This window comes from Mycobacterium sp. DBP42 (assembly GCF_005924235.1).
GTDB lineage: Bacteria > Actinomycetota > Actinomycetes > Mycobacteriales > Mycobacteriaceae > Mycobacterium > Mycobacterium syngnathidarum.
This window is the reverse complement of the sequence record NZ_VCMY01000050.1, coordinates 26,210-37,650: the sequence shown is the minus strand read 5'-3', so window position 1 is coordinate 37,650 and position 11,441 is coordinate 26,210. Positions and strand designations below refer to the sequence as shown.

Genomic DNA, 11,441 nt, shown 5'->3' with positions numbered 1-11,441 from the left:
GAAGGGGCAGGATCGCCTGGAACATCGAGTCGCGGCCGCTCTTGGCCGAGCCACCGGCCGAGTCACCCTCCACCACATACAGTTCCGACTTCGTCGGGTCCGTCGAGCGGCAATCGGCCAGCTTGCCCGGCAGGCCGCCCACCTCGGTCGCGCTCTTGCGTCGCACCAGTTCACGGGCTTTACGTGCCGCGACACGGGCCTGCGCGGACGACGCGACCTTGGTGACGATCACCTTCGCCTCGGCCGGGTTGGCCTCGAACCAGTGAGTCAACTGCTCATTGCACACCTTCTGCACGAACGACCGGATCGCGGCATTGCCGAGCTTGGTCTTGGTCTGCCCCTCGAACTGCGGCTCGGCGACCTTCACCGAGATCACCGCCGCCAAACCCTCGCGGATGTCGTCACCGGTCAGGTTCGGATCCTTCTCCTTGAGCAGCTTCTTTTCCTTGGCGTACCGGTTCACCACACTCGTCAACGCCGCACGGAAACCCTCTTCATGGGTACCACCCTCATGCGTGTTGATCGTGTTGGCGAAGGTGTGCACCGACTCGGAGTAACCGGCATTCCACTGCATCGCGATCTCGACCTCGTGGCCGGGACCCTTACCGTCGAAATCGATGACGCTGGGATGGATCGGCTCTTTCACGCGGTTGATGTGGGCCACATAGTCGATCAGTCCGCCCGGATGATGAAAGCTTCGGGTGTCAGCCTCACCGTCGCGTCGGTCGGTCAGCGTCAGAATCAGGCCCTTGTTGAGGAAAGCCATTTCTTGCAGGCGTCTCGCGATGATTTCGGCGTTGTACTCGGTGGTCTCGAAAACCTCGGGGTCCGACCAGAACCGGACCGTAGTGCCGGTACATTCCGACGGTGCGCCCCGACGCAGAGTGCCGGGTACCGACTGTTCGTAGTGCTGAAACCACTCGTGGCCGTCCCGGCGGATACCGACCTCCAGACGGGTGGACAGGGCGTTGACCACCGACACTCCCACCCCGTGCAGACCACCCGAAACCTGGTAGGACTCGCCGTCGAATTTTCCTCCCGCGTGCAGCTGGGTCATCACCACGTCGACAGTTGGAATGCCGGTCTCGTGCATGGCAACCGGGATGCCGCGACCGTCGTCGCTCACCTCGACCCCGCCGTCAGGAAGAAGCACGACATCGACCCGGGTGGCATGACCGGCCATCGCCTCGTCCACCCCGTTGTCCACCACCTCCCACACCATGTGATGCAAGCCGCGCTCACTGGTCGACCCGATGTACATTCCGGGCCGTTTCCGGACCACGTCGAGACCTTCGAGAATCGTGATCGATTGTGCGCCATAGGCGGTGGTCATGACTGGGCTCCCCTTTCAGAGCGAAGCCCTGCCCCGGGCGGGGCAGGGCTTCTGGTGCTACTCGGCGCTGACCGACTCGCGGGCAGGTACGAATTCGATCGGCGCGCCGGCTGGAATCAGCTGCTCGGTCTCGACGCTGGCCTCGAACTCCTGGATGAAGCGGTAGGCATGCTGCATCACCCACCAACGCACCCAGGTCTGGTTGACCGCCTCGCGTTCCTTCGGGTCCTCCAGCAGGTTGGTGATGCGCGCGAAGCCCAGCGGGATCTCCGGGTCGTGGAAGTGCTGCTGGCGTTTGAAGTTGATCTTGAATTGAGACCACTTCACCGCGTGCAATTCCTCGTTGAGCCACACCATGCAGCCATCGCGGCTGGATTCCTCTGCGCCACCGAAGAATTCCCGCTGGTCGATGCCGTCGATGATCCGGTCCTCGGGGATCTCACAACCGGCCCACCGCAGCAAGGTCGGGAACATGTCGGTGACGTGCACCATCTCGTTGCTCTCGCGCACCGGAACGTTTCCCGGGTAGCGGATCAGGCATGGCGTCCGAATCCCGCCCTCGGCGGAACTGAAGTACGACCCGTCGAAGAACCCTGCGGTGCCACGCCCGGCCAGATGGTCCTCGGCGCCGTTGTCCCCCGCCATGATGACGATCGTGTTGTCCTCGATGCCCAATTCGGTCAGGTAGTCGAGAATGCTGCCGAAGTCGTGGTCGAGCATCAGCAGCGAATCGCCCCACGCCCCATTGGTGCTCTTGCCCTTGAACTCCTCGCGGACCTCCATCGGGAAATGCATCAGTGAGTGGTTGTGGTACAGGTAGAACGGCTTGTCCGCCTCGACGCTGCGTTTCATGAACGCCTTGGCGCGGCGGTCGTATTCGCCGTCCACCTCACCCTTGAGCTTGACGGTCAGCTGCTGATCGGTGGCCTGGACACCCCCGGCCTTGGTGCCGTCATACATGTAGGAGTAGCCGTCGCGATCGCCGTCGTACCACGGGTCGTCGGGCCAGAGGCATTCGTCGTAGGTACGGGCCGGGCCATACCATTCGTCGAACCCGTGATCGGTCGGCCACCGACCGTCCTCCGCGCCGATGTGCCACTTCCCGAAACATGCTGTGGCATAACCTCCTTCGGAGAGAATATCGCCCATGGTGCGCTCCCAGGCCACGATGCCGCCGCCGTTTCCGCCCAAGGCGATGGTGTGGTTGCCGGACCGGATCGGGTAGCGCCCGGTCATCAGTGCCGAGCGAGTTGGCGTGCACTGGGGTTCGACGACGAAATGCGACAACTTCAGCGACTCGGCGGCGAAGGCGTCCATCCGGGCGGTGTCGGCCCCGCGAAGGATGCCGCCGCCGTAACAGCCGAGTTCGCCCATTCCCAGGTTGTCGACGTGGAAATACACGATGTTGGGTTTTTTGGGCATGGTTGAGCTACCTCTCTGTCGATCGGGTGAAATCCGGTGAAGGTGGAGCGGAAGGTGCCGGCTACTTTGGCGGCTGTGACAGTTGGTCGGGCGATCGCATGGCAGTCGTCATCAACGAGCACCGATCCCCGCGATATCGCACGGTCTCGAAATCGAACGGGGTTCCATCTTCGAGGTGTGTCAACCGGTGCAGCAGCAACAGTGGTGCACCGGAACGGATTTGCAGGAGTTCGGCGGTTTTGGCGTCCGCCGAGACCGACTCCACGGTCATCTCGGCCCAGCCCAGCCGCATGCCGAGTTCGCGCTCGATCAGTGCGAACACATCCTGCCGGTCGAGGTTCGCGTCAACAGGAATAGCGCCGACCCGCAACGAGGTGGTGTCGAGCGACAGCGGCACCCCGCCGACTGACCGCAGCCGTTCGATGAACAGAATCGGCGCGTTCTCAGGCAATTGGAGTTTGGCGGCCACGAACGGCGAGGCGGTTGACTCGCGCACCGAGAGCACCGTGTTCTCGACCGGCAGTTGGTGGCCGGCCAGCGACTCGGCCAGGCCCTCGAGGCGGTCGATGCGCTGGCTCAACTTGGCGCCCGTGACGAAGGTCCCCGCGCCCTGCACTCGGGTGATCAGCCCCTCGCCGCGGAGCAGCTCCAGGGCTTCGCGGATGGCGTTGCGGCTGACCCCGAACTCGGCGGCAAGCTCGTTTTCCGGTGGCAGCATCGGGCGCGCTGCCGCCAACCCGCCGTACACGCCGTCGAGGATCTGGCCGCGCAGAACGTCACGGGCCCACCGGGCGGCATCGGCCCGGGTGCCGGCGTAGTCCCTGATCAAAGGACCGGGAAAGTCCTTCGGCGGGATGTGCGGGCGGCGGGTCATGACTTCACTGTGCCACCGATATCACCAGGTGGCGATACGGCAAGTGTTACGCCACCTGTTACTTCGTAAAGCCCTAGGCCAGGGACTATGAAGCGGCGTTTCGACGGGACTTCCGCCACCACGGACTAGTTGGCGACACAGCGGAATCCGATGTGCGTAGTGGCGCTGTCCTGCGATTGCGACGACCGGGCGGCGGGCCGGTAGCGGTGGCAATACTCGGGTGCACACAGGTGTGACCCGCCCTTGAGTGTCTGCATCACCGACGGGTCACCGGCCGGTCCGGGACAGCATCCAGCCGACTCGGAGTCGGTGCGGTGTCGTGGTGTGTAGCGAGTGGTAGTCCACTCCCACACGTTGCCGATCATGTCGGCCAGGCCAAATGCGTTCGGCGGGAACGTGCCGACCGGTGAAGTCCCGACCCAACCGAGGGCACCCCTATTGCGGTACGGGAACTCCCCCTGCCACGTATTGGCCATCAAGCGCCCCTCGGGCCGGACGTCGTCGCCCCAGGCGTAGATCGTCGTCGCACCTGCCCGAGCGGCGTACTCCCACTCTGCCTCGGTGGGCAGCCGCCGTCCGGCCCACGCCGCATACGCGATGGCGTCGGGATAGGAGATCTGGACCACGGGGTGATCGAGCCGGTCCTCGACGGACGATTCAGGCCCTCGCGGATGCTTCCAGCAGGCACCGGGAACCCAGTCCCACCATTGCCGCCAGTCCCGCAGGTCCACCGGTCCGTCGGTGGCTCGAAACACCAGGGCACCCGGGAGGAGTTCGCCGGCGGGCACCCCCGGGAAGGCCGCCGGATCCAATTGTTGTTCGGCGACGGTGACATAACCCGTGGCCGCCACGAACTCGGCGAACTGCGCATTGGTGACGGGATGCCGCTCGATACCAAACGGTGCGACGGTCACCTCATGCACCGGCGACTCCTCGGGATAGAAGTTCTGCGACCCCATGCGGTATGTGCCGCCGTCAAGCGCGACGAGTTCGGTGAGCATGCGGACAGACTAGGTAGGTCCGGAACACGGCGCAGTCCAGCGCACTTACCGTCCCGCGCCGCCGGCGGCATGCGTTCGGGAGATGACCGGCTCCGGATATCCGGCAGCACGTACGGCGCCGACGATCGTCTGACGGACGGCTGGCTCGTGCTGCGAAGGCACCAGCGCGATGACGCAACCACCGAACCCGCCACCGGTCATCCTCGCCCCCAGCGCCCCCGCCTGCACCGCACTGTCGGCGATCAGGTCGAGATGCGGTGTGGTGATCTCGAAGTCGTCGCGCATCGAGGCGTGCGATGCGGTCCACAGCTGACCAACCGCGGTGAAATCCGAAGAATCCAGGGCAGCAACACAATCGAGTACCCGCTGATTCTCGGTGAGCACATGGCGTGCCCTTCGGACATCGATCGGATCTCGCACGGTCCCGAGCGCTGACGTGTCAGATACCTCCCGCAACGTGGCTACCCCGAGGTCGGCGGCCGCCCGCTCGCATGACGCCCGCCGGGCCGCATACTCGCCGCCGGCGTGCGCATGCCGGGCCCGGGAATCGACCAACAGCAGGGCCACCCCGGCCGGCTCGGGATCGAAGCGCACCGGCCGTACGGTGAGGTCGCGAAAGTCGATCAGCATCGCCTGCCCGGGAGCACCGAACAGCGACGCCAGCTGATCGAGCAATCCGGTTGGTGCGCCGACGTATTCGTTCTCGGCCCGTTGCGCGATCCGGGCCTGCTCGACGCGATCGAGCTCGACCCCGGCCGCGGCGAGCAGGGCGCCGAGCACCGCGCATTCCAGCGCGGCCGACGACGACAACCCCGAACCGATCTCGACGTCACCGGTAATCGTCATGGCCCCGCCCGGCACCGGGATCCCGGCAGCGCCCAGTGCCCACACCACCCCGGCGACATACGCAGCCCATCCCGTCACGCCTGCCGGCACGGTATCCACACCGATCCGCGCGGTACCGAATGCGCTCGACACCGCGAGCACACCTGAGGAATCCGGCGCGAAGTCGGCAAAAGTCCGCTGCGGCAGGGCTATCGGCAGGGCGAACCCCGAGTTGTAGTCGGTGTGCTCGCCGATCAGGTTGATCCGGCCCGGGGCGGAGTATCCGACCGTCATAGCCGAACCCTAGTGCCTCAGGCGTGCCGGCCCCATCGGCGGCGTAGCATCGAATTGTCATGCGCATCGCCATCAGTGGAGCCGGGGTCGCCGGGGCGGCACTCGCGCACTGGCTGCATCGCACCGGCCACGCTCCCACACTGATCGAGCGGGCTCCGGCGTTTCGAACCGGCGGCTACATGATCGACTTCTGGGGCATCGGCTACCGGGTCGCCCGGCAGATGGGCATCGAGCCGGCCATCCGCGACGCCGGCTACGACGTCCAGTCGGTGCGCACGTTGGGACCTGACGGCGCGACCCAGGCCGAACTCCGGGTCGACGTGTTCCGGCGCATGATCGGCAACGATTTCACCAGCCTGCCGCGTGGTGACCTGGCGGCAGCGATCTACCGCACCGTCGAGGGCGAGGTGCCGACCGTGTTCAGCGACAGCATCACCGGCATCGACCAGCGTCCCGACGGGGTGCGGGTGACGTTCGAGAACGGTCCGGCCACCGACTTCGACCTTGTCGTCGGCGCCGATGGCCTGCACTCCAACGTGCGTGGCCTGGTGTTCGGTCCCGAGGAGCGCTTCGAGCACTACCTGGGCTGCAAGGTCGCCGCCTGCGTTGTCGACGGCTACCGGGGCATGACCAATGCAGAGGCGTACCTCACCTACAGCATTCCGGGCCGGCAGGTCGGGCAGTTCACGTTGCGCGGCGGTCGCACCATGTTCCTGTTCGTGTTCCGCGACGACCACGGCGACCACGGCATGACGCCAAAAGAGCAGTTACACAATCAGTTCGACAACGCCGGCTGGGAATGCCACGAGATCCTGGCCGCGGTGGACGACGTCGAGGACCTGTTCTTCGACGTGGTCAGCCAGATCCGCATGGACCGCTGGTCCGACGACCGGGTGCTGTTGATCGGTGACGCTGCGGGCTGCATCTCGCTGCTGGGCGGTGAGGGCACGGGATTGGCGATCACCGAGGCCTACGCGCTGGCCGGGGAACTCGCCCGCGCCGGCGGCGACCACCGCCGGGCCTTCGCGAGCTACGAGTCGCTGCTGCGCCCGTTCATCGAGGGCAAGCAGGTCGGCGCCGAACGGATGCTCGGCTTCTTCGCCACCAGAACGCGATTCGGATTGTGGTTCCGCAATATGGCGCTGCGGACGATGAACCTGAGCCGCCCGGTGGCAGGCCTGTTCACCGGCAGTGTGCGCGACGACCTCGACCTGCCCGACTACCGGATCGGCTAGCCGCGCGCCGACTCCACCCTCTGCGCGTTGACCTCGGCCGCGTCCCGCACAGCCCGCACACAGATCCGCGCGCCGCGGCGCGGAACCAAAGTCACGTGCTTGACGCGCTGACGCTCGTCGGCCGCCGTCGTCGTGAAAAGGTCTACCCGTCGCAGGATTTCCCGCAGCACCACCCGTAACTCGACCATCGCGAAGGTCGCCCCCAGACAGCGGCGGTTGCCGCCGCCGAACGGGAACCAGGTGGTGGGGCCGAGTGGCACGCCGAGCATCCGGTCCGGGTCGAACCGGTCGGCATCGGGATACACGTCGTCGCGTTCGTGCACCAGGCCGATGCCCGGCGCCACCATCACCCCGGCCGGCAATCGGTAGCCGGCCAACTCGACCGGCTGCTTGAGCTTCCGGCCCACATCGAACACCACCGGCCGGATCCGCAGCGTCTCCTTGGCCACCGCGTCGAGGTAGTCGTCATCGCCGTCGCGCGCGGCCCGCACCGCCTTGTCCAGCACCGCGGGATGCCGGGTCAACCGTTCCAGCGCCCACGACAGTGCCGTCGCAGTCGTCTCATGGCCGGCAACCAGCAGGGTCATCAGCTGATCGCGCAGTTCCCGATCGGTCATGGTGTGCCCGGCCTCGTCGGCGGACCGCACCAGCATGGCCAGCACATCAGTGCGGGTCGCCACCTCTGGATCAGCCCGCCGGTCCGCGATCTCGGCGAACAACAGCCGGTCGGCCTCCTCGACATTGCGCTGCAGGCCCCGCCACGGGCGCCGTCGCCCCAGGTCCGGCCTGGCCAGCGCCATCGTCTCCCACGCACCGATGCTGAGCAGCCGCGGCATCACCGACCGCAACGCGGCGAGCCGCGCCGGATCTGACGCCCCGATCACGGTTCGCAGGATGACCTCAAGGGTGATCTCGGCCATCTTCGGCGCGGCGGGAAACATCCTGCCGACCGGCCAACCCGCGATGTTCGCGGCGGCGATCTCGGTCATGATCTCGGTCTGGCGGGCCACCGCGTCGCGGTGAAACGGCGGAAGCATCTGGCGCCGGCGCTGATGGTGTTCGTCCTCGTCGATCACCAGCACCGAGCTGCCGCCGAGAAGGGTACTCAGGACCGAATTCGCTTCTCCGGCATGGAAGATCGTCGGATCACCGGCGAACACCGCCTTGATGTCGGCGGGATCCGCCAGGTACACCATGGTGCCCATTGCCGCGACCCGCAGGGTGAACACATCGCCGTAGCGACGTCGACAGGCCGAGACGAACCGCGGCCAGTAGCGCAGCATCAATGCCGCCTGCACCGGAGGGGGCAACGGAGGCCCCGGAGGCAACCCCACCATGACTCCACCCTACGAGCCCTGGCGGCCCGGTGGGGAGAAAGCTCACCCGCGCCAGAGGCCCGGACGCCGGCTGCGTCCGGGCCCCGCCTCCCCCTGGTCTACTTGGCGTGATTGCGCTGGTGGTGGTGATGGGTCGCGGACCCGGGCTGCGGGAAGTTGTGCTGGTGCGGGAAGGCCTGATGCGCGCTGACCGACGGCCCGAAGTTGGCGGTGGAAGCATCCGCGTGAGCGGTGGCGGCGCCCAGCGCGATCAACGCGGGGGCGGCGGCGAGGGTGAAACCGGCGGCGATGCGGCGGGTGATGGTGCTCATGTCGACTCCTTTGTCGGATAAGGCTTTTGGTGTTTTCTCCGGTGTGTTCCGGCGTTGAAACAAGAATGCGCCGCTGCCGCCCGCGGCTGTATCGACCGACCGGCCCATCCACCGGGCGAATCCGGTGTCCCCCGATTGGGGGAACGACGCCGTTTTCTACTCACGGGTCGTGACCGCTCGAAACCACCTCGGTCATCGCGACCCGGGCGTAGAAACGGGCGCGAACGTCCGACGGCACGGGCACGTCACCCGCCGGCCACCAACTTGCCGCCGGACACAGCCCACCTCGGCGTTTAAGATCAGCAAACAGATCCAAGGGGGACGTGATGGACATCGATCTCAAGGCGGCAGGCAGTGTCGCACTGAGCGCGGTCCTGCTGGCCGCCTGCACCCCGACCGTCCCTGACTCCGACGGTCCACACGTCGACGTCCTGGGCAGCATGATGGCCAGCGAATCCGAGATCAACACCGTGATGAACGCCAAGGTCCGGCCCAAAACCGCACTCCGCAGGCCGATGACCAACGCCAACTTCGAGCCACTCTCCCGCCCGGAGTGCATCGTCGTCATCGGCAACGGGATGGAGTGGGTGTACGGCGACAGCGGGTATCGCGAATTCCGTGAAACCCAGCTCGCCGACGACAACGACGACGTGGAGGTGGACCAGGCGATCGCGCGGTTCGACAACCCCCAGGCAGCCGAAGCCATGGTGGCGCGCACCCTCGACATCTGGCGGCGCTGCGGCAACGACACCCTGACCTTCAGCTACGACGGCGGCAGAACACGAGACGCGCGCCGAATGGCGGCCCCGACCGTGCTCGACGGGGTCGACCTCACCCACGACGAACCACTCGACGTCACCGACCGCCGGACCCACCGCGCGATCCTGACCGTCGACGCCTACGTGATCGACCTGCGGATCAGCGGTTACACCGTCACCGACAATCAGACAGTCCAGCTGGCAAAGATCATCGCCGGACGCAACGCGCTCTGAGACGCGAAAACCCTTACCGGCCGACGCCGTTGATCACCGGCCGGGTGATCATGCCTTTCTCGACACCCCACATGGTGGCGATGGTGCGGTATTCACCGGTGCTCATCACGTGCTCCAGCGCCAGCCGCAACGACTCGGCCAAACCGGACCCCCTGGCCACCGGCCAGCCGTACGGTGCGGAGTCGAACACCTCACCGGCCGGCTCCAATACCGGGCCACTGAGCTTGATCGCGAACCCGGTGACCGGTGAATCGGCGGCCATCGCGTCGACCTCGCCGGCGATCAGCGCAGCCGTCACCTCGTCCTGATGGGTGCGCACCACCTTCTCCACCGGCGGCAACCCGGCTGCCACACAGGCATCCGATTTGGCCGGGATCCCCGCGGTGTCCTGAATCGTGCTGTACGCCACGCCCACTCGCAGTCCGCACGGTGAGCCGGGATCGGCCACCGTGCCGGCCCGTCGCGCCCACAGCGTGCCCGCCTCGAAATAGGTGACGAAGTCGGCCAGCTGCTCGCGTTCGGCGGTGTCGGTGATCGAGGACATCCCGACGTTGAAGTTGCCGTCGGCCACCGAGGGCAAGATGCCCTCGAACCCGGTCTCGCGGAAGTCGGGCACCAGCCCCATGGTGCGGGTCACGGCTTTCATCAGATCGATGTCGAACCCGACGATCTCGCCACTGGAATTCCTGAACTCGTTGGGCGCGTAGGGCACATTCACCCCGATCACCAGTCGCCCGGAGTCGCGGATCTCGGACGGCACGGTCTTCGCGATCTCCTCCACCGCACCCGTCGGCGCCTGCACCGGACCCGAGCCCGCCGAACCGACGGCATTGGCGACACGGTCTGAACCATCGCCGCGCAGCTGCCACACTCCCACCGCGCCCAGTGCCGCCACGAGCACGGTTGCGCCCACGATCGCGGCCACCTTCTTCGGCACCCGCGCCCTGGTCTGAACGCGTCGCGCCGAATGACGCCCCGAACGTCCGCTGCTGCGCACCGGGACCGCCAAGGCAGCCCGCGCCGCCGCGGCGAGCGCACCGGCACTCTGATACCGCTTGGACGGCTTCTTGGCCATGCCCTTGGCGATCACCTCGTCGAAGGGCGCCAGCCGTGGGTCCTTGTCGGAGGCCCGCGGCGCCGGAGACACCATGTGCCCGGCGATCTGCTGCTCGAGGCTGTCGGACGGATACGGCCGTTCCCCGGTGAGGCATTCGTAGAGCACGCACGCCAAGGCGTAGATGTCGGACCGCGGATCCACCTTGCCGGCGTCGAACCGCTCTGGCGCCATGTAGGCCAACGTGCCCAGCGTGCTGCCCGCGGTCGTCATACCCGTATCTCCCGCGGTGCGGGCCAGGCCGAAATCGATCAGGTACACGAAGTCGTTGTCGGCGATCAGGATGTTCGACGGTTTGACGTCGCGGTGGATCAACCCAGCCGCGTGCGCCCCGTCGAGCGCCTCGGCCACCTGCTCGATCATGCCGACCACGAACGCCGGGTCCAACGGCCTGCCGGTCTTGGTGAGCATGGCGCCGAGATTGCGTCCCTCGATCAGCCGCATGTCCAGATAGAGGCGACCGTCGATCTCGCCGTAGCCGTGAATGGGCACCACATGCGGGTTGCTCACGCCTGCCGCAGCGTGCGACTCCCGGCGGAACCGCTCCTGGAAGGTGGCGTCCTGCGCCAGGTGCTCCGGCAGCACCTTGAGCGCGACAATGCGATCGGTGTCGGAATCGTAGGCCTGGTAAACCTCACCCATCCCGCCCCGACCGATCAGCTTCTGCAGCTGATAGTGCCCGAATGGGGTCGAATCCACCGTT

The 11,441-nt window shown here is 66.5% G+C and carries 10 protein-coding genes; 2 read left to right on the top strand and 8 right to left on the bottom strand.

Going from position 1 to position 11,441, the window contains the following annotated elements:
- The 5 genes from E0T84_RS27990 to E0T84_RS27970 form a co-directional block, all read right to left on the bottom strand.
- On the bottom strand, nt 1–1,333 hold a 1,333-nt coding region (locus tag E0T84_RS27990), incomplete at its 3' end, for an ATP-binding protein (RefSeq protein WP_138746109.1).
- A 57-nt stretch (nt 1,334–1,390) separates the two neighbouring features.
- Complete coding sequence (locus E0T84_RS27985) at nt 1,391–2,755, bottom strand: arylsulfatase (RefSeq protein ID WP_138746108.1); 1,365 nt, start codon at nt 2,753–2,755, stop codon at nt 1,391–1,393.
- A gap of 61 nt (nt 2,756–2,816) precedes the next feature.
- Entirely contained in the window at nt 2,817–3,629 is an 813-nt protein-coding gene (locus E0T84_RS27980) for a GntR family transcriptional regulator (protein ID WP_083284135.1), read from the bottom strand.
- Nucleotides 3,630–3,754: 125 nt separating this feature from the next.
- Nucleotides 3,755–4,630 carry a formylglycine-generating enzyme family protein gene (locus E0T84_RS27975; RefSeq protein WP_138746107.1) on the bottom strand — a complete coding sequence of 292 codons (876 nt, stop codon included), beginning with the start codon at nt 4,628–4,630 and terminating at the stop codon, nt 3,755–3,757.
- 45 nt (nt 4,631–4,675) lie between these two features.
- Complete coding sequence (locus E0T84_RS27970; protein ID WP_138746106.1) at nt 4,676–5,749, bottom strand: galactokinase; 1,074 nt, start codon at nt 5,747–5,749, stop codon at nt 4,676–4,678.
- 59 nt (nt 5,750–5,808) lie between these two features.
- On the opposite strand from E0T84_RS27970, the gene E0T84_RS27965 reads away from it, so the two are divergent.
- Complete coding sequence (locus tag E0T84_RS27965) at nt 5,809–6,984, top strand: FAD-binding domain (RefSeq protein ID WP_138746105.1); 1,176 nt, start codon at nt 5,809–5,811, stop codon at nt 6,982–6,984.
- Here the strand turns inward: E0T84_RS27965 and E0T84_RS27960 are convergent.
- On the bottom strand, nt 6,981–8,321 hold the full coding sequence (locus E0T84_RS27960; protein WP_070186289.1) for a cytochrome P450: 1,341 nt from the start codon (nt 8,319–8,321) through the stop codon (nt 6,981–6,983). The two genes, E0T84_RS27965 and E0T84_RS27960, sit on opposite strands and share 4 nt — an antisense overlap.
- Before the next feature lie 98 nt (nt 8,322–8,419).
- Nucleotides 8,420–8,632 carry a hypothetical protein gene (locus tag E0T84_RS27955; protein WP_070186288.1) on the bottom strand — a complete coding sequence of 71 codons (213 nt, stop codon included), beginning with the start codon at nt 8,630–8,632 and terminating at the stop codon, nt 8,420–8,422.
- Between the two features lie 326 nt (nt 8,633–8,958).
- On the opposite strand from E0T84_RS27955, the gene E0T84_RS27950 reads away from it, so the two are divergent.
- Complete coding sequence (locus E0T84_RS27950; RefSeq protein ID WP_138746104.1) at nt 8,959–9,624, top strand: sensor domain-containing protein; 666 nt, start codon at nt 8,959–8,961, stop codon at nt 9,622–9,624.
- Between the two features lie 13 nt (nt 9,625–9,637).
- On the opposite strand, the gene E0T84_RS27945 is transcribed toward E0T84_RS27950, so the two are convergent.
- Nucleotides 9,638–11,437 (bottom strand): bifunctional serine/threonine-protein kinase/transporter substrate-binding domain-containing protein, encoded by a 1,800-nt coding sequence (locus tag E0T84_RS27945; protein WP_070186287.1) that lies wholly within the window; start codon nt 11,435–11,437, stop codon nt 9,638–9,640.
- Nucleotides 11,438–11,441: the final 4 nt, after the last annotated feature.